This is a genomic window from Agrobacterium sp. DSM 25558 (assembly GCF_900100825.1).
GTDB lineage: Bacteria > Pseudomonadota > Alphaproteobacteria > Rhizobiales > Rhizobiaceae > Agrobacterium.
Window position 1 is genome coordinate 1 of the sequence record NZ_FMUD01000054.1, and the last position, 20666, is coordinate 20666.

Annotated in this window: 18 protein-coding genes and 1 tRNA gene; 6 read left to right on the forward strand and 13 right to left on the reverse strand. The window is 55.6% G+C overall.

The annotated features are described in order from the left end of the window. The first annotated feature begins 220 nt into the window (after nucleotides 1-220). A tRNA-Met gene (locus DSM25558_RS26305) sits at nucleotides 221-297 on the forward strand. A 298-nt stretch (nucleotides 298-595) separates the two neighbouring features. On the opposite strand, the gene DSM25558_RS26310 is transcribed toward DSM25558_RS26305, so the two are convergent. Then, nucleotides 596-1429, reverse strand: a complete 834-nt coding sequence (locus DSM25558_RS26310) for a helix-turn-helix domain-containing protein (protein WP_077107609.1) — start codon at nucleotides 1427-1429, stop codon at nucleotides 596-598. A 277-nt stretch (nucleotides 1430-1706) separates the two neighbouring features. Here DSM25558_RS26310 and DSM25558_RS26315 point away from each other — a divergent pair, with 277 nt between their 5' ends. Beyond that, nucleotides 1707-2612, forward strand: a complete 906-nt coding sequence (locus tag DSM25558_RS26315; protein ID WP_244554323.1) for a helix-turn-helix transcriptional regulator — start codon at nucleotides 1707-1709, stop codon at nucleotides 2610-2612. A 48-nt stretch (nucleotides 2613-2660) separates the two neighbouring features. Here the strand turns inward: DSM25558_RS26315 and DSM25558_RS26320 are convergent, their stop codons facing one another. From DSM25558_RS26320 to DSM25558_RS26345, 6 genes are all read right to left on the reverse strand, one after another. Beyond that, nucleotides 2661-3497 carry an alpha/beta fold hydrolase gene (locus DSM25558_RS26320; RefSeq protein WP_305764698.1) on the reverse strand — a complete coding sequence of 279 codons (837 nt, stop codon included), beginning with the start codon at nucleotides 3495-3497 and terminating at the stop codon, nucleotides 2661-2663. Between the two features lie 269 nt (nucleotides 3498-3766). Next, a complete protein-coding gene (locus DSM25558_RS26325) occupies nucleotides 3767-5368 on the reverse strand; it encodes an MFS transporter (protein ID WP_077107596.1) in 1602 nt (533 codons plus the stop codon). Further along, nucleotides 5368-5808 carry a DoxX family protein gene (locus DSM25558_RS26330; protein WP_077107597.1) on the reverse strand — a complete coding sequence of 147 codons (441 nt, stop codon included), beginning with the start codon at nucleotides 5806-5808 and terminating at the stop codon, nucleotides 5368-5370. The genes DSM25558_RS26325 and DSM25558_RS26330 overlap by 1 nt, the downstream gene beginning before the upstream one ends. A 169-nt stretch (nucleotides 5809-5977) precedes the next feature. Then, entirely contained in the window at nucleotides 5978-7960 is a 1983-nt protein-coding gene (locus DSM25558_RS26335) for an amidohydrolase (RefSeq protein WP_077107598.1), read from the reverse strand. Then, nucleotides 7960-8250 (reverse strand): XapX domain-containing protein, encoded by a 291-nt coding sequence (locus DSM25558_RS26340; RefSeq protein WP_077107599.1) that lies wholly within the window; start codon nucleotides 8248-8250, stop codon nucleotides 7960-7962. The genes DSM25558_RS26335 and DSM25558_RS26340 overlap by 1 nt, the downstream gene beginning before the upstream one ends. Before the next feature lie 61 nt (nucleotides 8251-8311). Next, nucleotides 8312-9004, reverse strand: coding sequence for a hydrolase (locus DSM25558_RS26345; RefSeq protein WP_077107600.1), 693 nt, complete (start codon nucleotides 9002-9004; stop codon nucleotides 8312-8314). A 215-nt stretch (nucleotides 9005-9219) separates the two neighbouring features. On the opposite strand from DSM25558_RS26345, the gene DSM25558_RS26350 reads away from it, so the two are divergent. From DSM25558_RS26350 to DSM25558_RS26360, 3 genes are all read left to right on the forward strand, one after another. Continuing rightward, on the forward strand, nucleotides 9220-10140 hold the full coding sequence (locus tag DSM25558_RS26350) for a LysR family transcriptional regulator (RefSeq protein ID WP_077107601.1): 921 nt from the start codon (nucleotides 9220-9222) through the stop codon (nucleotides 10138-10140). Between the two features lie 463 nt (nucleotides 10141-10603). Then, complete coding sequence (locus tag DSM25558_RS26355; protein WP_153366932.1) at nucleotides 10604-11983, forward strand: GntP family permease; 1380 nt, start codon at nucleotides 10604-10606, stop codon at nucleotides 11981-11983. Between the two features lie 256 nt (nucleotides 11984-12239). After that, on the forward strand, nucleotides 12240-13514 hold the full coding sequence (locus tag DSM25558_RS26360; RefSeq protein ID WP_077107603.1) for a DUF2254 domain-containing protein: 1275 nt from the start codon (nucleotides 12240-12242) through the stop codon (nucleotides 13512-13514). 66 nt (nucleotides 13515-13580) lie between these two features. Here DSM25558_RS26360 and nhaA read toward each other — a convergent pair whose 3' ends face one another. Beyond that, nucleotides 13581-14771 carry a Na+/H+ antiporter NhaA gene (gene nhaA / locus DSM25558_RS26365; RefSeq protein WP_077107604.1) on the reverse strand — a complete coding sequence of 397 codons (1191 nt, stop codon included), beginning with the start codon at nucleotides 14769-14771 and terminating at the stop codon, nucleotides 13581-13583. 284 nt (nucleotides 14772-15055) lie between these two features. Here nhaA and DSM25558_RS26370 point away from each other — a divergent pair, with 284 nt between their 5' ends. After that, on the forward strand, nucleotides 15056-16015 hold the full coding sequence (locus tag DSM25558_RS26370) for a bile acid:sodium symporter family protein (protein WP_077107605.1): 960 nt from the start codon (nucleotides 15056-15058) through the stop codon (nucleotides 16013-16015). 325 nt (nucleotides 16016-16340) lie between these two features. On the opposite strand, the gene DSM25558_RS26375 is transcribed toward DSM25558_RS26370, so the two are convergent. The 5 genes from DSM25558_RS26375 to DSM25558_RS29150 form a co-directional block, all read right to left on the reverse strand. Continuing rightward, nucleotides 16341-17093: a GntR family transcriptional regulator gene (locus DSM25558_RS26375; RefSeq protein WP_077107606.1), complete on the reverse strand. Its 753-nt coding sequence runs from the start codon at nucleotides 17091-17093 to the stop codon at nucleotides 16341-16343. Between the two features lie 139 nt (nucleotides 17094-17232). Then, nucleotides 17233-18357 carry a sugar phosphate isomerase/epimerase family protein gene (locus tag DSM25558_RS26380; RefSeq protein WP_077107610.1) on the reverse strand — a complete coding sequence of 375 codons (1125 nt, stop codon included), beginning with the start codon at nucleotides 18355-18357 and terminating at the stop codon, nucleotides 17233-17235. A 78-nt stretch (nucleotides 18358-18435) separates the two neighbouring features. Continuing rightward, complete coding sequence (locus tag DSM25558_RS26385) at nucleotides 18436-19308, reverse strand: amino acid ABC transporter permease (protein WP_077107607.1); 873 nt, start codon at nucleotides 19306-19308, stop codon at nucleotides 18436-18438. Nucleotides 19309-19311: 3 nt separating this feature from the next. Continuing rightward, complete coding sequence (locus DSM25558_RS26390) at nucleotides 19312-20244, reverse strand: ABC transporter substrate-binding protein (RefSeq protein WP_077107608.1); 933 nt, start codon at nucleotides 20242-20244, stop codon at nucleotides 19312-19314. Nucleotides 20245-20472: 228 nt separating this feature from the next. Then, a partial coding sequence (locus tag DSM25558_RS29150; protein WP_210189145.1) for a hypothetical protein occupies nucleotides 20473-20666 on the reverse strand: 194 nt, incomplete at its 5' end.

A 20666-nucleotide genomic window follows, 5' to 3' on the forward strand; every position in this document is an offset into this window, starting at 1 on the left:
AAAAGACGACATTTTGCCTCCGGCAAAAGTCGGGTAGAGGCGACAAATCCAAGGGGATTTGCGCCGGTAGAGGCGCAAACTCCAAGAGTTTGCTCTGGCGCGATAAATCCCCTCGGGATTTACGCTGAGTAAGACGACATTTTGCTATGCAAAAGTCGGGTAGAGACGCAAACTCCAAGAGTTTGCTGTGTCGGTATTTGCAATAGCAAATACCTGGTAACGCGGGGTGGAGCAGCCCGGTAGCTCGTCAGGCTCATAACCTGAAGGCCGCAGGTTCAAATCCTGCCCCCGCAACCAAACTTTACGAAAATTCCCACAATCAAGATAAAGAATGCCAAACTCCTCACCACACGTGTCCAGGAGTTGTTTGCGGTGCGCATGAGGGGCGATCTCACACGACGCAAGCCGCGCCACCACTTCGGTCTGGGCAGCGGCGCGGAAACGCTGCGCCAGAGGATTCAGAACCTCCAACAATCACATGATGGTGGCTATGTCTTCGTCAACATACAAGGATGACGGCTGACGGTCGGGTGTCTTGGCAATATCACGGTGCGGAAAATGCGAGACCAGCCGAAATGTTGTCGGAGAAGCTAGGTCATATGTTTCGTCGCCAAGTCCCAGGAGTTGTCCCCATGAAAGCAGAAAACACCCGCGTGAAGTGGCTCTGGTCCGCAAATCCGCAAGCTACCGCAATTTCGGCGAGCGAAATGCTGGTGGCGCTGATCATGTGCCGGGCGCGATCGATACGTTGGTTCAGGAGCCACTGATAGGGCGTCAGGCCAGTTGCTTCCCGGAAGGCGCGAATGAAATAGCCGCGCGACAGGTTGCAGGCTTCGGCCACATCGGCGATCGACACTTGGCCTTCGACATGTTCGAGAAGGATCGATTTTGCCATCTCCAGATGCGCGCGAGACAATGTTCGCGCCTTGCTGACGGCAGGGACGGTCTTTCCACCGTAACGCTGAACCAGATAGGTGCCGATAGCCGTCGTCATCTGGTCAACGAACAAAGCATTCGCCTCTTCTGGACGCTGAAGCGCGGGAAGCAGGGCGCGGGCTAGGTTGGCAAGGACGATGTCTTTGCATGCCGTTTCTGTCGTCAGCAGAGTTACGCCACCCACATCCGCATCTTCCGCAATCTTTGCAAGGGAAGAGGGCGAAATCTGAAACAGCATGAAATCGAAAGGCGTGCTGAGATCGGCTTTGTAATTGTCGGAGAGGTCGCGGATGTAGATCGCGTTTTCGGAAAAATCATGGTTGGTTGCATGGTTCTCGTGAAAGATCCGCCGCTGATGACCGGTGCGCAATGACACCCCAACCACAAAGCCCTGATTGCTGCCGAAAGTCTTCACCTGATCAAGCGCGGTGGACTGCGTCGCCTTGCGGAAAATGTCTATGTTCGAGGATGACAGGCTTTGGTTGATCGACAGTTGCGTCAACGTGCAGCCGAACTTGTCGGAGGTTTTGCCGGGGATGGGGAGGCCTTTATCGTCTGGAGCGGCACTCATGAAACCCACCTTCCTTTTGATTGCAGCAGCGGCGTCCGTTAAGGGCGAAATGGGTTCAGAATTGCAATCAGTTTACTGACTGTAACCACTCTACAAGAATGCTTTTATACAAGATAGCCTGACAAATAATGTGTAGAAAACTGCGATAGATGATCCGCAATCAGGCCCGCAACGTAGTTTATGCAAGAACGATACAAATGTGAGTGAATGGTTGGCAGTCAGTGAAAAAATTGCAGCGAGCTTTGGTGTAAAAGCGGCAAGAGCATTGGTCATCAGGCCTTTACGGGATGCCCAACTCACCGTTGTGCATCTTCAGCAATGTTATGAGCATGGCAACAGCCGCGTCATTCTGGAGCCTGATAACGCATTCCTCGTCATGCTCTATCTTGAGGATGCCCAGCATTCCGATATCGGGTCGGACGAGCGGTTGGAACCGATCAAGATCTATCGCAAGGCCTCCATCTGTCTCGTGAGTCTGAAACAGGGTGCGGCGATTTCCATCAATGGTCGGCTGGATGTGCTCGCCTTCCATGTTCCGTTTTCGCATCTTGACGAACTGACCGAGGAAGCAGGCGAGCCTCGGATCGATGATTTCCTGACCTGTCGCGGTTTGCGTGATCAGGTGATTCGCAATATGGGCGCAGCGCTTATGCCCATGTTTGACATGCCGGATGAGATGAGGGATACGCTCGTTCCCCACATCGGTCTTGCCTTCATCGCCCATCTTGCCCATAAATACGGCCGGTCTCCCGCCCAACGTCTTTCGGCATCCGGTCAGCTCACCTCCATGCAGGAAAAGCGGATCAAGACCTATATTAATACCAATCTTTCCCGCGACATCGGCGTTGAGGACATTTCCGTGGCCAGCGGCTTTTCGGTGGAAGAGCTATCCTCCGGCTTTGAGGAAACGACGGGTCATGCCATTAGCGAGTGGCTGTTGGCCAGCCGAATTGCCAGAGCAAAAGCCTACCTCACCAAGACTGGCGAGAGCATCGATCAGGTTGCAGAGGCCTGTGGTTTCAGCGACCAGCCGACCTTCATTGAAAATTTCACGCATTCCGTAGGTGTTACGCCGGACGAGTGGCGCTCGCGCAATCGCCACTAGGCTGATGATGCCGACGACACTTGGCCGTCGGCATCATGTTGAGTTGGCTTATGCCTTGATGAAGGCCAGCAGGTCGGCGTTCAGTACGTCGGCATTGGTGGTCAGCATGCCGTGCGGGAGACCGAGATAGGTCTTGATCGTGCCGTTCTTCAGCAACTTGATGGCCTTGTGAGCCGCATCCGCAATTGGCACGATCTGGTCGTCTTCGCCATGAAGAACCAGCGTTGGCACGGTGATCGTCTTCAGGTCTTCCGTCTGGTCGGTTTCCGAGAACGCCTTGATGCCATCATAATGAGCCTTTGCGCTGCCCATCATGCCCTGACGCCACCAATTTTGGATCACACCTTCATGAACGGTCGCGCCTTCACGGTTGAAGCCGTAGAATGGACCGGCAGCGACATCGCGGAAGAATTGCGCGCGGTTGGCAGCAGTGGCTGAGCGGAAGCCATCGAAGACGTCCATCGGCAGGCCTTCAGGGTTGGCTTCTGTTTTCAGCATCAGCGGTGGGACGGCGGACACGAGGACGGCCTTCGCGACACGACCGGCAGGCTGGCCGTACTTTGCGACGTAGCGGGCAACTTCGCCGCCGCCTGTGGAATGGCCGATGTGAACGGCGTTCTTCAGGTTCAATGCTTCGACAACGGCGAACGCGTCGGAAGCGTAATGGTCCATATCATGGCCATCGGAGACCTGGGAAGAGCGACCATGGCCGCGACGATCGTGGGCAACCACGCGGTAGCCGTTTGCGAGGAAGAACAGCATCTGCGCGTCCCAGTCGTCGGAAGACAAGGGCCAGCCGTGATGGAATACGATTGGCTGTGCGTCCTTCGGACCCCAGTCCTTATAGAAGATATCGGTGCCGTCTGTGGTTTTAACGAAGCCCATTGTCGTGTCTCCTGTGGTTGGATTTGGGTTTGTGGCAATCGGTGCAGCATGGACTGGGCGGGTTGGAAGCAGCACTCCCGCAGTCATGGCAGCGCCGACAAGAAGTGCATCACGGCGGCTCAGAGTAAAACTGTCGTTGGCCATGATGGCTCCCTGTTCGTTTGAAGTGGTTTCGTGTGCAATACGTTTGTCTAAGAATGCGTCGAAAACGAACGGCTAACAATTGCAACAAAAGTCTCGAATATATTTCGATAATTGCAATAATTCTATCATGTCGTTTTGCCCGGTTTGTTGATTGTCAGAAGGTGCCGAACCACGGGCTTTTCCGGACCGGTATGGAATGCGATGACCTTGCTCTGAACATCCGCGTCCGCATTGGACACGCGCTTGTGCTGACGCAAATGCTCTGCCCAGGATTCCACCATGAACCATTCGGTGATCTTCTCGGGGTCGGCGGAGTCTTCTGTAACGCCCCAACCATATGCACCATCGCGACGTCGTTCGGATGACATCTCATCGAGCGCATGCAGGAACTTGGTGCGGTTGTGCTTCTCTACATGGTAGTCGATCAGGATCAGAACCGGGCCGCGATCATGTGCGACAGGCTCGGCAACCAGCGGCTCCGGCCAATGGTTGGAGGATACCAGATCCGCATCGCCTGCGGGAAGCTTCACGCGGTGCATGATGAAGCCCGCAACCATTAGTCCGGCTGCTCCGATGAGCAGCGTTGACGAGACGCCAACGGCTTCACCGACGGCACCCCATCCAAGGCTGCCCGCCGTCATCGCACCATTGAAGACTGTTAGATAAACCGCAAGTCCACGGCCTCTGACCCAGTTGGGCAGAACGGCCTGCGCTGCACCATTCAGGGTCGTCAGCGCCGTGATCCAGGATGCTCCGAGAAACAGCAGGATGACGATGGCTAGCCATTGAGGTGGGGCCAGAGAAAGAAAGCCCATGACGAGGGCTGTCACGATGGCAGAGCCGAGAAGCAGGCCATTGGAATCAAAACGCTCGCGTAGTTTAGGCATCACCAACGCACCGCCAATGGCACCCGCACCGACCGATCCGAGCAGAAGCCCGTAGAAGCTGGCATCACCGCCGAGAAGCTGGCGGGCGACGAGGGGCAGGAGTGCCCAGACCGCGCTGGCAAAGGCGAAGAAAATCGCGGCGCGCAGCAGCACCACATGCAGCGGTTTGCTGGCACGGGTATATCTCAGGCCTGCGCGGAAGGCGCCGAAGAAACCTTCGGACAAAGCGTCGTCCGCATTTTTGGCACGTGGCCACCAGATCAGCGCCGCTATGACCAGGATATAGCTGGCAACATCAGCGCCATAGGTGACAGCAGCTCCGAAAGCCGCAAGCAGTAGACCACCCGCCGCAGGGCCTATCGACCGGGCAATGTTGATGCCAAGCGAGTTGAGCGCAACCGCGCCTTTCACATCTTCACGCGGCACCAGTTCGGGAACGATGGCCTGCCATGTCGGCCCCATCAGGGCTGCGCCGATGCCGCCCAGAAATGTGAGACCGATCAATGCGCTGATCGACAGCATGCCGAGATAGGCCAGCGTCATCAGCGATATGCTGACGCTGGCAAGCAGAAGCTGGATGGCGATAAGGAACTTGCGGCGATCAAGAATATCGGAGAGCACGCCTGCCGGGATTGCCAGAAGGAAGATCGGCAACGTACCGGCGGCCTGCACAAGAGCCACCGCTGCGGGCGCTGCGGAAAGATCGGTCATCAGCCAGGAACTGGCGACATCGCGCATGAAACTGCCGGTGTTGCCCAGAACGGTTGCTGCCCAAAGGACTGCAAAAACAGGCTGGCGCAGCGGGGCAAAGCTCCCGCCTGTGGATGTGCGAGCCGTCATCACTTCGCTCCCTTGGCGAGGTCGGAGGCGGCAACGAAGACGAACGCACCGGCAAGGCCGAGATGTTCGAAGAAAGCGTTGGTTGCCATCATGCGGTCCATGCCGGGATCCATGTCCCAGAACCGGAACGCGATGAAAGTGGCCATTAGCGTGAAGCCCGCAAGTGCTAATGCTCCTGCCCAGCGCAGAACGCCTGATATCACCATGGCAGACGCCGTCAGCTCAAAAATGATGACGACGAATGCGAAGACGGCGGCTGGATGCAGGCCAAAATGGTCCATCTCGGCCATGGCACCGTTGAAATCGAAGATTTTGGTCAGCGGACCCTGAATATAGGCGGCGCAGAGCGCGAGCAGCGCAACGGTACGCGCCGCTGGTGTTGCGATAATGCCCTCCAGACCTCTTTTCAGTCGATTGGTGGTAGGTGTTTGGTAGGTCATGGCTGCTCCTGCAGGTTGGCCCGGTTTGAAGGGTTGTCGTCTTGCGATGGAGCGATCTTGGGCCGAAAACTTGCCGCTAACAATTGCATCAATAGTTTCGATTTAATTGCATTTTTTGTAATTATGAGAGCGAACGGGCGGCAAGACCCGTTCGCCTGAGCAGGAGCGATCACACCGCCCAGCACGAGCAACCCAGCGCCCCGAAGAAGCCCTTGAGATCGGCAATCGGCAGTTTCGACGTCCATGCACCTGCATGATCATGGCCGTGAACGCCGCAATCACTCGCGCAGCCGCAGGAGGTTATGGCCGTGCGGCGCAGCGACCGTTGACCGGCACCTTCCGGTTCGCCCCAGGCGGCATAACCGCCGAACTTTCGAACCGGGGACCAATCCGGCATGGCTGGCGGCACGTCGTTTTCATCCAGCGCCTTGAAGTCACCCGAACCGTAGACGATCTTGCCTCCGACCATAGTGAGGTCCGATGTCAGGAACGAGATTTCGTCTTCAGCGCAGGAGAAGAAGTCCTTGTCCGGCACGACGAGATCGGCGAACTGGCCCTTTTCGATGCGACCCTTCTTACCCTCCTCATTGGAAAACCATGTGACCTTTTCCGTCCACATGCGCAGCGCGGTTTCCCGGTCCAGGCAGTTTGCGCGCGGATAAAGCTGCATGCCACCGACTGTTTTGCCCGTTACCATCCACGACAGCGACACCCATGGATTATAGGAGGCGACGCGGGTCGCATCTGTACCGGCTGAGACATGGACGCCCTTGTCCAGCATTTTGCGGATCGGAGGCGTTGCTTCGGCAACACCGTGGCCATAGCGCTCGGCGAAATATTCGCCCTGATAGGCCATGCGATGCTGGGTTGCGATGCCGCCGCCGAGCGCCGCGATCCGGTCGATGGAGCGATCCGAAATCGTCTCTGCATGGTCGAAGAACCAGTTCAGGCCTTCAAGCGGTATGTCCTTATTGACCTTTTCGAAGACGTCCAGCGCGCGCGTGATTGTTTCGTCATAGGTGGCGTGCAGGCGCCATGGCCAGCGATTTTCTGCCAGAACCCGCACCACCTCTTCCAGCTCGCCCTCCATCTCCGGGGCCATTTCAGGCCTCGCCTGGCGGAAATCTTCGAAATCGGCTGCGGAAAACACCAGCATTTCGCCTGCGCCATTGTGGCGGAAGTAATCGTTGCCCTGCTTGTATTTGACCGAGGATGTCCATTTGAGAAAATCCTCTTTCTCTTCCTTCGGCTTTTGCGTGAAGAGATTATAGGCCAGACGAACCGTCATCTGGTTTTCGTCGGAAAGTTTCTGGATGACTTCGTAATCATCCGGATAATTCTGGAAACCACCACCCGCATCGATGACGCCGGTAATGCCCAGCCGGTTCAGTTCCCGCATGAAATGGCGCGTGGAATTGACCTGATAGTCCAGCGGCAGCTTAGGACCCTTGGCCAGCGTGGAATAGAGAATGCCCGCATTCGGCTTGGCCAGCAGCAGCCCTGTCGGATTTCCGTTGAGATCGCGGGTGATCTCGCCGCCCGGCGGGTTGGGCGTATCACGCGTGTAACCAACGGCGCGAAGGGCGGCACCATTGAGAAGCGCCCGGTCATAAAGGTGCAGCAGGAACACCGGCGTGTCCGGCGCAATCGCGTTAATTTCTTCGATTGTCGGCAAGCGCTTTTCCGCAAACTGGTGTTCGGTGAAACCACCAACCACGCGTACCCATTGCGGGGCAGGGGTGTTTGCCACCTGTCGCTTCAGCATATCCATTGCATCGGCCAGCGAGCGAACGCCATCCCACCGTAGTTCCATGTTGAAGTTCAACCCGCCGCGCACGACGTGGGTATGGTTGTCTATTAGGCCCGGCAGGACGCGTTTGCCTTTGAGGTCGATGATCTTCGTGTCCGGTCCGGCAAGTGCCATGACATCGTCATCGCTGCCCACTTCGTTAAAGAGACCGTCTTTGATGGCTATGGCCGTCGCATTGGGGTTGGCACGATCCAGCGTCGTGACGCGACCATTGTGAAGGATGATATCGGGATGCATGGTGTCTGCTCCGGTCTTGTTTGGATCCGCGGCTTTGGCCGGCGAGAAGATATTGGACAAGGCGAGGCTGGAAGCCGCACCCAGGAATGTGCGGCGCGTCGTCATCAGCCTTTACCTTCAGGCGCGTCTTGTCTGGAGGCCGCAAGATCGACAGTGGTCTGCCCGCCCTTGGGCATGTGGCCGAACATGTGCGGCTTGATATGGTTGAGCCACGAGACTGCTGCTGGCTCCTTGTTCCAGATCGTCTTTGCCAGCGGCACGATCTGCTCGCCAACGAGAATGCCAAGAAGACCGACGAGAGCGATGACGGGCGGGGCGGGTGAGCGGACGTTGAGAAGGCCGTAAATAACTCCGACGAGGAGGCCGACGGCAAGTGAGAGCAGGTAGATTTTCATCGAAGCGTTCCTTTTCCAAAATGACGGCCCCGCCCGACAATTCAGGCGGGGCAGCTTCAAATCAGATGGCGGCCGGGTTCGGGCCGATGCGCTTGCCGTGGCTGACGCGCTCGGCACCGCCGTGGACGTGGGTCACGGCGTAATCGATGCCCATGCCGTAAGCGCCGGAATGCTCTTTGACCAAGGTCGTGACGGCATCGTATGTTTCCTTGCGTGCCCAATCGCGCTGCCATTCCAGAAGTACCTGCTGCCAGGTGACGGGGACAACACCCGCCTGAACCATGCGATCCATGGCATATTTGTGCGCATCCACAGAGGTGCCGCCGGAGGCGTCCGCAACCATGTAGATTTCATAATCCGTGTCGTTCATGCAGGAGAGCGCGAAGGTCGTGTTGCAGACTTCCGTCCAAAGACCGGCGACGACGACCTTTTTACGACCGTTTGCGGCATTCTTGGCAAGCGCATCGCGGACGTTCTGGTCATCCCAGGAATTCATCGAAGTGCGTTCGAGAATGTCATTGTCTGGCACGACAGCCAGCAATTCCGGGAACGTGTTGCCCGAGAAGCTGTCTGTTTCGACAGTCGTGATCGTAGTCGGAATGTTGAAAATCTTAGCGGCCTTGGCAAGGCCTACGACATTGTTCTTCAATACCTGCCGGTCGATGGATTGCACGCCGAAGGCCATTTGTGGCTGCTGGTCGATGAAGATGATCTGGCTGTTCTGGGGCGTTAGAACCTGAAGCTTGTTGGACATTGTCGTCTTTCCTTCGATGTGTTGACTAAGGGAATGGAGGAGGGGAGGAGTTAAGTCTTGAAGGTTATGCCGACCGATTGTCTGAAAGTGACATCGTGCTGCTGGCCTTCCTTTTCTGAGTTCGTTGTCTGGTGTGATTTGAAATTTAAACCAGTTGATCACGCGGAAGAATTGCAATAATAATTGTCAATGAATTGCGTTAGGTGAAATAATAGATGAACGACTATAAGGCGTTGCGAACCTTTTTGATGGCTGCGGAGAAACGCAATTTCGCGCAGGTCGCGCGCGAACTGGATATGACGCCTGCGGCGGTGACTCGGGCAATCGCTGCACTTGAGGACGATCTCGGCGTTCAGCTCTTCGTGCGCACGACGCGGCAGGTTTCTTTGACAACCGACGGCGCAATCTATGCGGCGCAGATACAGCCTGCCTTTGAGGTGTTGGAAAATGCCCGAAAAGACGTGATGAACACCCACAAAGCCGACCACGGCCGCCTGCGGATCAGCGCGCCCACATGGTTCGGCCAGCAGGTCCTGCCGCCGATCCTGTCCGTGTTCCGGGAGCGTAACCCAAAGATCAGCTTCGAAGTGTCCCTCGGTGATGGTCTGGTCAACATCATCGATGACGATTTCGATCTGGCGATCCGCATCTCGGCGGCACCATCGGACAAGTTCACGATCTGGCGTAAAATTAGCGTGGTAAAGCGTATTCTGGTTGCGGCTCCGGGAAGCCGGTTTGCGGATATACAGCATCCAAGTGAACTGACGCCGGACGATTGCCTCGCCTATAGCGGGGAAAGCAGGAGGGAGAAATGGGCACTTTCCGATGGCAATGGAAGCGCCAGCATCTCAGCCGGCAGAGCGTTCAGTGCCAATAGCGGCGAGGTGCTCGCGAGCATGGCAGTGGAAGGCAAAGGCGTGGCATTACTTCCAAAATTTCACGTTTCCGGGCATCTGAGATCGGGAAAACTCGTCCACATTTTGGCGGAATGGACACCCCCGGACCTGTGGCTGACGCTCTATTATCCACCCTATCAAGCGCTACCGCCCCGGATTGCGTCCTTCTCGAAATTCTTCGAAGAGGAGGTCCCCGGCTTCATGGCTCATGATGGTGGTTGCGAAGTTTTGCAATCATAAAGATAGCCTCTGTCAAAAAACCAAATTTAGCTGTGATGACCGTGATTGTTGTGAATCAGATTACGCCTGCAGCCGCCGCAGAAGAAGAAAATTCAACCCGCAGATGAGCCTGCCCGTATTCCATGACGGCTTTTCCATCCCCGTCCCAAACATGGTACATCCGCTTACGGCTCCGCACCGGCCAATACGAAGAACAAGTATTTGGGTGGAATCAAAAAAATATACAAATATCGTCACTGAAACGAAGCGGGCGGGCGTTCGACCCCTATCAAAAGCATGGGCATGCCCTAAAAAGCGCAACACTCAGTAATGTTACTGGCAAATCATCGTCTCGCGTTGAAGCCGAGCGGCTGCTTCTTCATAAGAGGACCGAACTGGTTCTCTGTGAACTCAAACATTTAGCTACAAACGACTGTTTGAAGCAGGCGGCGAAAGTCAGCGTCCGTAGAAAAGGAGTATTCATTTGCCGGAATTCGAACAGACATTGTCTGCGGGTACCTTGATTTCCATAGCAGTGGGCGCGGTGGCGCTTCTGTTATTGCTCATCATCAAATTTCGTGTTCACGCCTTTGTGGCACTCATTCTGGTCAGTTTTTTGACTGCGCTTGTTACGGGCATTCCGACGGCGAACATCATGAACACGCTCACGACGGCCTTCGGCTCCACGCTCGGTGGCGTGGCGCTTCTCGTTGGGCTTGGTGCGATGCTTGGCAGGCTATTGGAAGTGTCCGGTGGCGCGCAGGCTCTGGCCGATGACCTTATTCGGCGTTTCGGAGAGCAACGCGCGCCAATGGCTTTGGGAATTGCGTCTCTCTTTTTCGGCTTTCCGATCTTCTTTGACGCAGGCCTGGTCGTCATGCTTCCGGTGATGTTTACGGTTGGTCGCCGTCTCGGTGGTAGCCTGCTGCTTTACGGCATACCGGTCGCAACTGCGTTTTCCTGCATGCACGTTTTTGTACCACCGCATCCAGGACCAGTTGCAGCATCTGAGCTATTGGGTGCTGATGTCGGCTTGCTGATTATCGTTGGGCTGATTGTCGCTATTCCCACATGGATCGTTGCTGGCCATTTTTTTGGACAATGGATCGGGAAGCGTATCTTTCTACCTATTCCAGACAATGTCTCTGAGGAAAATTCGGTGGAAGGCGACGTGTCCTTACCGAGCGCCGGTTTGGTGGTCGCGCTTTTGCTTCTGCCTTTGTTGTTGATCTTCATGAACACCGGGCTGGATTTTGCGCGCGCCCAAGAATGGGTCAGCAAAGACGCTGCCTGGTTCCAGCTGCTTCGGGCCATTGGTTCGACGCCGATCGCACTTTTGATATCGGTTTTGGTCGCTGGCGTCGTGCTAGGCCCAATGCGTGGTCGAGATCCCCTGAAGGTTGAACGCATCGTGGAGTCCGCTCTTGGCCCTGTCTGCTCGGTAATCTTGATCACCGGGGCGGGTGGCATGTTTGGTGGTGTCCTTCGCGCCTCTGGAATTGGTAACGCGCTTTCGAGCGCACTGGCAGATATCGGGATGCCCGTGTTTGTTGCGGGCTTTTTGATCGCTACGGCGCTACGCGTTGCGCAGGGTTCGGCGACTGTGGCTCTCATCGCCGCCGCCGGACTTATCCAACCTGCGGTCCAGGCTGCTGGTTACCAAGGCATTGAACTGGCTGCTATCGTGATAGCAGTCGCATCGGGCTCTGTTATGCTCTCCCATGTGAACGATTCCGGCTTCTGGCTTGTTGGCCGGTTTTTCAACATGGATATTAAAACGACGTTCAAGACATGGACGGTGATGCAGACTTTGGTTGGTCTATTGGGCTTCGCCTTGTCGGGGCTGATCTTCACCTTGGCTTGAACCGCGCCAATGGATCCAAATTCGATGACCACTTTTCTCAAGGCCTGGCGTCAGAGTGGTGGTCATCGAAACATTCAAAATGGTAATGTGCTCCAAGCATAAGCAGACCACCGCCAGGTGATGAAATTAGCCTATGAGAGGGACTCCGCCTTTTACGGCTTGTCGATCTGTGAACGTGAGCGCGAATTGCACGCATTGCTGATCAGGAAAGCATCGTGTTAATCGACACCCTGCATTCTTTGAATATGGAATTCTAATGACATCACGCTGGGGCTGGTTTTTTGCAAAAGTCGCGCGCCGCATCTGGTTCCGCGCGACATTGTTTTCCATTCTGGCCGTCGCCACCGCCTTGGTTGCCATCTTTGTCAGTCCCTATATTCCGAGTGACCTACCGACCCAAATCGGCGCTGACGCCGTTGACAATATCCTTGGCATCATTGCTTCGAGCATGCTGACGGTCACGACATTCTCTCTCAGCACAATGGTGTCCGCCTATTCGGCAGCCACCACCAATGTGACGCCGCGTGCGACAAAGCTGGTGATGGAAGACAGCACGACGCAAAATGTGCTGGCGACCTTTGTCGGTTCGTTCCTATTCAGCCTTGTCGGCATCATTGCGCTGAGCACCGGTGCCTATGGCGATCGTGGTCGGGTCGTGCTGTTTATCGTCACGATCGCTGTTATCGTGCTGATCGTCGGGACGCTCTTGCGCTGGATCGACCATCTCTCACGTCTTGGTCGCGTCACGGAGACCACGGAGCGGGTCGAAAAGGTGACAATCGAAGCTATGCGCTCGCGACGCCAGCGCCCCTATCTTCGGGGCCATAAATTGGCCGATACCGAGGACATTCCAACCTCTGCAATCAATGTATTTATCGACAGAATCGGTTATATCCAGCACCTCGATATCGCCGCGCTGTCGCGCATTGGCAAAGATGCTAAGGCACGGATTTTCGTGCGGATGATCTCAGGACAACTGATCGATCCGACCAGCCCGATCGCATCAGTCGAGGGTATCGAAAGTGATGACCTCGAACAGACCCTTGGTGCCATCAGGACATGCTTTTCGGTCGATGATACCCGCTCTTACGACCAGGATCCGCGGTTCGGCGCGTCGGTTCTATCAGAAATCGCGTCTCGCGCCTTGTCTCCGGCGGTGAACGATCCAGGCACTGCCATTGATGTCATCAACCGCTCGCTGCGCGTTTTGGCGGTCTGGAATGAGCCGGTAGACCCTTCATCGCACGATGAAATCGAGTTTGACAACGTTTACGTTCCGCCAATCCTTCTTGACGACATTTTCGATGACCTGTTCACGCCGATTGCACGCGACGGTGCAGCCCTCGTTGAAGTCTGTCTTCGTCTTCAGAAGGCGTTTGGCATTCTTGCACGCTTTGATCAGTCCCGCTTTCGGGACAATGCCGTTCGACACTCCAAGGAAGCCCTTGCGCGTGCCGAACTGGCATTGACACTCGAGAGCGACAGGCAGCGGGTAAGGGACGTTGCCCACAGCATCAAAATCGCGCAATAACCCCGTATCGAGCGCCCTGACGCGACGCAAAAATCGTCTGCATGGCCAGCCGGGATGCCGAAATGCCTATGGCTTTGCTCTACGCCGTCCGGATATCAAAAGCACAGTAGCCCCCAGCACACCCGACAGAATCGAGCCTAAGAGAATGCCGATCTTCACACGATCCTGAACGCCCGGATCGTCAAATGCCAAAAGGCCGATAAACAGGCTCATCGTAAAGCCGATGCCGCACAGCAGCGCCGTGCCCGCCACTTGTCCCCAGCTTGCCTGGGCGGGAAGATCTGCAGCACCAAGCTTCACCAGAAGAGCCACCGTGCCGAGGACGCCGACCAGTTTGCCAAGCAACAGGCCGGCGGCGATACCCATCGTCAGGTGCTCGGAAAAGACCGACATGGAAATACCTGAAAACGATACGCCGGCATTGGCAAAACCGAATATTGGTACGACCACGAAAGCAGCGGGCTTGTGGAGCAGGTGCTCGAGCCTGTGCAGAGGAGATTCGTCATGGGCGGCCTCCGGCGTGCCGGGTGTCAGCTTCAGTGGGATTGTCAGTGCCAGAATAACACCGGCCAATGTCGCGTGAACGCCAGAAGCAAACACGAGAACCCAAAGCACCGCACCCAGCACAAGGTAAGGCCAGAGCGCCTTGACGCCCATCCGGTTGAAGATGATCAGATTGCCGACCACGATGCCCGCGCCCGCAAGGGCCAAGATATTAAGGTCGGCTGTGTAGAAGATTGCGATGACGATGACTGCGCCAAGATCGTCGATGATCGCAAGGGCTGCCAGAAATATCTTGAGCGAGGCCGGAACCCGGCTGCCCAGAAGCGATAGAACACCAAGTGCAAAAGCGATATCAGTCGCGGTTGGAATGGCCCATCCGCGTAACGCCGCCGGATCATTCCAGTTGAAATAGACATAGAACAGCGCAGGAAACAGCATTCCACCCGCGGCGGCTGCGCCTGGAAGGATACGTCGGCTCCAGGTCGAAAGCTGGCCGTCCAGCATTTCTCGTTTGATTTCCAGCCCGACGAGCAGGAAGAAGACGGCCATCAGCGCGTCGTTGATCCAGTGTTGCAGGTTGAGTGGCCCGATGTAGATGTGAAGGAGGTCAAAGTAGGTTTTCGCCAGCGGTGAGTTGGCGGTGATGATCGCCAAAACTGCGACGACCATGAGGACGATGCCACCAGATGCCTCTTTGTCGAGGAAATGGCGCAGAGTGGATTGGATGCGACCGGGTCTTGTTTCTGAAGACATGGGGTCTCGCTCCCTTGTGAGAGGTTGATCGAAGTCTCCGTCAATTTCGGGAAGGAACCCGTGGCGCACGCAGCACGCGCCAAGACCTTCAACTTAGGGGAGGCGGTCTGTCTTTACTATAAAAATCGGTCTTTCGTGACATGAAGTTTGCCGGAGAGTGCGCAAATGTCTGTGTTTTAGGCACCGCTGACTTACCGCAGGACCGTAGAAGGCTGTGCATGACCTTGACACTTCAGCCCTGCCATTTAGACCTCGCGACTATTCTGGAATTAGGGAGTGAGGATATGAAAACAGTGGCAACCATCTCGACGTTTGTCGGCAAGACATTCGCCGCCTGGGTCATTCTTTTTGCGGTCCTCGGTTTCTTTTTCCCTGACACCTTCAAGCAGATCGCGCCCTGGATCGTAACGCTCTTGTCGATCATCATGTTCGGAATGGGTCTCACCCTGTCCGTGGATGATTTCCGCGAAGTTGTGAAGCGTCCATTCGACGTCACCATCGGCGTGCTAGGCCAATTCCTCATTATGCCTTTGCTGGCCGTGTTGCTGACACGGATTATCCCAATGCCTCCAGAGGTCGCGGCTGGCGTCATTCTGGTCGGTTGCTGCCCGGGCGGTACCTCTTCCAATGTCATGACGTATCTATCGAAAGGCGATGTCGCCCTGTCGGTCGCCTGCACCTCGGTGACGACACTTGCAGCACCGCTGGTGACGCCGTTCCTGGTATGGATATTTGCCAGCCAGTTCCTGCCGGTCGATGGCTGGGCGATGTTCCTGAGCATCGTTAAGGTGGTGCTGGTGCCGTTAGCTTTGGGTGCTGCTTTGCAGAAGGTGCTACCCGGCGTGGTCAAGGCAGCGGTTCCTGCGCTGCCGCTGGTTAGCGTCATCGGCATCGTGCTCATCGTTTCGGCGGTTGTTGGTGCATCGAAAGGCGCGATCGCCCAGTCCGGCCTGATGATCTTTGCAGTCGTCGTTTTGCACAATGGCCTTGGTTATCTGCTCGGCTATTTCGCGGCTAAGGCTACAGGGCTTTCGCTTGCAAAGCGTAAGGCGATCGCCATCGAAGTCGGGATGCAGAATTCCGGTCTGGGTGCGGCGCTCGCAACTGCTTATTTCTCGCCTCTTGCGGCGGTTCCAAGCGCCATATTCAGCGTGTGGCACAACATTTCTGGCGCGCTTTTGGCAAATTGGTTTTCGGGACGTGTTGATGGCGATACCGAGTCACGGCCGGATCACCGAGCGTGACGTTGTCTCATACACGCTTCCGGCGTTGACCTAATACGGGCCTCGCCAACAAGTGCGCGACATGCCAGTCACCATTAAGCGAGCCGTCTATCGCAACTCGAATTTAAAGCCTGGAAACGGCGTGGCTTCGATCTGTATCTCGCCGTATCCGGTTTTTGCAACTTCAGTATCTTGAGCGAACCATTGTGAGTTTTCGTGTGAGTTTGATCCATTTTTCCGTTTGACCTTAAGTCCACTTACGCAGGATAAAATCCGCCATATTAGATGATCAAGCCGGTTAGCTTCCAATCAGGTGTAGTTAGATTGTATTGATTTAAGGCGGTTATCAGGAAAAGTTCTCCAGCACAGCCAGAAACGTATGCCGATCGCCCTGTCCCTCGGTTAGCCGAACTCTACCCTCAATGTCGGCGAGGTGATGGTCCATCAATTGCTGCGCCTTCGCTAGGTCTTTCGCCTTCAAAGCGGTGACGATCAAGCGATGATGATCTGCACCGCAATCGTCCTTCCGCTCCTCCTCGTAGAGGGACATGACGAGGGAAAGCCGAGCGACGATTTTGGAGAGCATCTCTGTCATAACGGCATTGCCACCAAGCTCCGCCAGCACGACATGGAACTTGCCGGATAGAACCGTCTTCGACTTTTCGTCGCCATGGTGATGGATGTGCTCTTCTTCGTCGGTCAGTTTTTCCAGCGCATCCAGTTGATCGATGGTGGCGCGGTCCATGACGAGTTCAAGGATGACATGTTCTAGCTTGCGACGTGCTTCGAACAAGGCTTTTGCTTCCTCGATGCCTGGCTCTGCCACGAAAGTACCACGGTTCTTTTTGCGATCGAGCAGATGGTCGCTCTCCAGAACGCCCAGCGCGCCGCGTACGACGGTGCGGCTGACACCGAAATGATCGGCGATTGCGTCCTCGAGAATCTTGACGCCTGGCTTCAGCGCACCCTCACCAATTGCTGCTGCCAGTGTGTTGCGAATGCGCTCTGTTACGTCGTCATTGGCGGTTTCTGCCGTCTCCACGGGGCTGCTGGCCTTAGGTGCGGTCTTGGCGCTTAGACGTCGCCTTGTGGTCTTCATTGTCGTCTCCAGATCGGATCAAGCGATATGATTATTTTCATGGGAATATTTCTGCGTATATGCGCTTGATCGTAAAAATCCAGTTCGTCCCATGGTTTTTAAAGTTGATGACACATGTTCTCGATGGAATGCGCGATCCTCAGGCCGCCTGCCGCTTTGGCGTCGAGAGTAAAATTCCATTGTCGCGGCAAACCTCTTCAATGTGGCGTGCAGAATTCTTTATGAAGGTCACCGCTTCGTTGAAACCATAGGACTGCTGCTCATAGGTCGGGTAGCCGTACTGGCTGGACTCATAGGTCTCCCAATCAGGGATGTCTCCAGCGGCCACACGTTTCTCGAAGGTATCAACCAATCCGAGATAGGCTTCCAGTTCCTCCGGCGTCAGATCAGGGTGGCCTGCGCGCCAGATGGGGTCGTTGATCTCGATGCACTGACGAGGATTGGCCTTGCGCGGCTTGTCTTCGACGGAGGCCGCAACTTCAAGAGAGAGGTTCAGGTTGGGATTGGCCTTGGCGAGGACGGGGATGATTTCAGCGAAATCCACAATGCCGCGACCAACCGGGCGAGTCTGGAAATCGAGGCCACCGGTGGCATGTCCGACATAGGCATCCTTGATGTGGGTCTGGCGCACATAGGGGGCGACCCTTTTTGCGGCAAAAACCGGATGCTCAGCCCGTTGCAGGCCGTTTGCCGTATCGAACACGACACCCATGCAGTCTTCACCGACCTTTTCAATCAGCCGCAGGATTTCAAACGAGGTGATCTCGTCATGGGTTTCCATATTGAGATGAACGCCGTTTGCGCGCGCAACGAGTGCGAGCTTTAGTAGTACCTTTTCGATACCCATCAACTGCTCGTCCCAGGTCACATCGGTACGGAACCGGTCATTGGCCAGCCGTCCGCGATATTCCGATTTGAAATTTCCCGGCGATACCCACAATTCACGGCAACCGATGGCCGCACTCGCTTCAATCATGCGGGTGAAACCGAGGATGACATCGCCACCGCCGATCGCGCGGAACTCCGGGGCCTCGGCGCTGCAATAGGGGTTGATCTTGCCAACGCCCGCTTCGAGATAAAGGCCAAGTTCGTCGGCCTTGGCTCTGATATCAGCGAGTTCGCCCTTGTCCAATGTTTCGCTCATGTCGAGGATCGTGCTGAAGAAGATGCCGCCGAGACCGATTTCCTTGACGTGTTCGAGGCTCTTGAGTGGTCCGCGTTTTTTCGCTTCGGGCAGTTTCTGTCCGTCGATGCCTAATTTCATGATCTGCTCCTCGATGTTTCCTGGTCGGATTTGCTGCAACGGCATTTCCATTTGATTGATGGTTGAGTTTGCGTCGCGTCAGGCGCGACGTGTGTTGTCTTTCTGTGCACCGGCGTCACGGCCTTTCGGTGCGAGGCGCTTCTCCAGAAAATGCTGGCCGACGGATGCGATTGACGTGATGAGGAGGTACCAGAGCGAGGCGACACACAGCAGCTCGATGACAAGGAAGTTGCGCGCGTAGATGGCCTGCGCCTGGGTCAGTAGGTCCTGCATACCGATGACGGAAACGATGGCGCTTGCCTTCAGCATGCCGATGGCCTGGTTGCCAGTCGGAGGAACAATGAGGCGGACGGCCTGTGGGAGAACCACGGTTCGGAGGGTCTGGAGCGGTCGCAAACCCAGTGACGAGGCGGCCTCGCGCTGGCCACGATCCACGGCGGTCAATCCACCACGGATGATTTCACTCATATTGGCGGCTTCATGCAGGCCAAGTGCCAGAAAGCCTGCAAGGGCAGGGGTGACGAGTTCGTTGATCGATATGGAATAGGCACCAATGCCCACTTGCGGAATGAACAGCGCGATGTTGAACCAGAAGAAAATCTGGACGATGAGCGGTACGCCGCGAAAACACCACACGAAGGCGACAGCCATCGCTTTCAGAACGATATTCTGGCTTGTGGCCATGACGGCGACGATGCAGCCGAAAGCGATGCCGAACACCATGGCGCCGGCCGTCAGTTGCAACGTCAGAATGACGCCGTCGAGGATAACCGGGTCGACCATGTAACGTGGGATTTCGCCCCATTGGACAGTCTGATTGCGTGCGATGGTGAGGATGAAGAGAGCCAGCGCGAGGATCGCGCTGGTACCGGATGTGATCTGCCCCCACCGTATCGGCTTGCCGAGCGGTGGGGCGGTGGCGATGCTGACGGGTTGAGCGAATAGGGCCATGGCTCAATACACCGGCATGCTGGCGGCGTCGTTGAATTTCACGGTCGTCACGGCCAGTGGGCCAAGACCCCATTTCTCCATGATCGCTTTGTAGGTACCGGTATCGACCATATGCTGAAGCGAGGCGATGACCGTATCGCGCAGGTCCGGATTGTCCTTCGATACCAGAATGCCGAGATAGCCGACGGCGAGACGAACATCTGGGAGTGCTTGAAGGCCAACACCCTTGCCGGTCTGGTTTTCGGTTGTATAGACGCTCGTTGCATAACCATTGACTGTTGCATCGGCACGGCCGGTGCGCACGGCCTGCAAGACGTCAGGCATTTTGGGGATCGACATAATGTTCATGGGTGTCCCGCATTTTGCCGATGCGGCTTCCACCATACGTGCCTGGAACGTGCCGACCGGCACGGCAACCTTCTTGCCGCAAAGATCTTCCATGCTTTTGATGCCGAGCGGATTGCCCTTGATGGTCATGATTGTCGTGGCATCAAACATATAGTCGATCACATCGACCTGCTTTTCCAGCTCCACATCGTCATTGATGCCGGAAATGGTCATGTCGAAACGCTTGGAGAGGACAGCGGGTACGATTGCTGCACCTGCACCGACATTGGTCATCTGAACATCGACGCCGAGAATGACGCCAAGTGCTGCGGCGATATCGGCATCGATCCCGATCAGTTTGCCGTCTTCCGCTTGAAAGCTGATAGGCGGCGTCAGATCGGTTGCCACCCTGAGCACTTTCTTGTCCTTGATCGCAGGTGGAAGGCGGTCCGCCAGCGCCTTGTCGAACACGACGCCCGGCAGTTTGGCGACAACGGCATCGGGCACCATTTTGACGGCGTTGCCCTCCGCTGCATGTGCGGAGGTGGCCAGCAATATGAAAGCGATACCGGTCAGGCCGTTCTTTAGGTTTGTCTTGAAGCTACGCATGCGATCCCCTTTTTTGATTTTTATCGGTTTGAATTCACGGGAAGTACGAAGCAATCTGCATGCCAGCTTGATGGATGAATATTCAGCACATTGTTTTCAAAGATTTATTTCTGAATTTTTGAGGTTCAAGATATTTCGCACATATATTCGCATGAAAATTCGTAAACGTATTGATTAAAAAATCATCCCTCCCATTGACCTTAATGCCGTAGGTTGACGCTCTACAGCCTAAGTTGTTGCTTTAGCGGCGTATTCGGCTAATTTTTTCAAATTGCGACGGCCATGATCTGTCACCTGCTCTCCATCAATCACCGGCAAGTTTTCCGTTTCGGGACTGAAATACTGCCTATTGAATAAGCGGCATCGATCAAGATGCACATTTTTTAGATACGAAAATAAACTCAGTTTAATATTATTATGAA

Excerpts from the sequence above, each read along its gene's own strand:
- DSM25558_RS26360 (WP_077107603.1), top strand. The coding sequence starts at position 12,240 with ATGACATCACGCTGGGGCTGGTTTTTTGCAAAAGTCGCGCGCCGCATC.
- DSM25558_RS26330 (WP_077107597.1), bottom strand. The coding sequence starts at position 5,808 with ATGACCTACCAAACACCTACCACCAATCGACTGAAAAGAGGTCTGGAG.
- DSM25558_RS26340 (WP_077107599.1), bottom strand. The coding sequence starts at position 8,250 with ATGAAAATCTACCTGCTCTCACTTGCCGTCGGCCTCCTCGTCGGAGTT.
- DSM25558_RS26350 (WP_077107601.1), top strand. The coding sequence starts at position 9,220 with ATGAACGACTATAAGGCGTTGCGAACCTTTTTGATGGCTGCGGAGAAA.
- DSM25558_RS26375 (WP_077107606.1), bottom strand. The coding sequence starts at position 17,093 with ATGAAGACCACAAGGCGACGTCTAAGCGCCAAGACCGCACCTAAGGCC.
- DSM25558_RS26335 (WP_077107598.1), bottom strand. The coding sequence starts at position 7,960 with ATGACGACGCGCCGCACATTCCTGGGTGCGGCTTCCAGCCTCGCCTTG.
- DSM25558_RS26345 (WP_077107600.1), bottom strand. The coding sequence starts at position 9,004 with ATGTCCAACAAGCTTCAGGTTCTAACGCCCCAGAACAGCCAGATCATC.
- DSM25558_RS26385 (WP_077107607.1), bottom strand. The coding sequence starts at position 19,308 with ATGGCCCTATTCGCTCAACCCGTCAGCATCGCCACCGCCCCACCGCTC.
- DSM25558_RS26380 (WP_077107610.1), bottom strand. The coding sequence starts at position 18,357 with ATGAAATTAGGCATCGACGGACAGAAACTGCCCGAAGCGAAAAAACGC.
- DSM25558_RS26320 (WP_305764698.1), bottom strand. The coding sequence starts at position 3,497 with ATGGGCTTCGTTAAAACCACAGACGGCACCGATATCTTCTATAAGGAC.
- nhaA (WP_077107604.1), bottom strand. The coding sequence starts at position 14,771 with ATGTCTTCAGAAACAAGACCCGGTCGCATCCAATCCACTCTGCGCCAT.
- DSM25558_RS26325 (WP_077107596.1), bottom strand. The coding sequence starts at position 5,368 with ATGACGGCTCGCACATCCACAGGCGGGAGCTTTGCCCCGCTGCGCCAG.
- DSM25558_RS26390 (WP_077107608.1), bottom strand. The coding sequence starts at position 20,244 with ATGCGTAGCTTCAAGACAAACCTAAAGAACGGCCTGACCGGTATCGCT.
- DSM25558_RS26370 (WP_077107605.1), top strand. The coding sequence starts at position 15,056 with ATGAAAACAGTGGCAACCATCTCGACGTTTGTCGGCAAGACATTCGCC.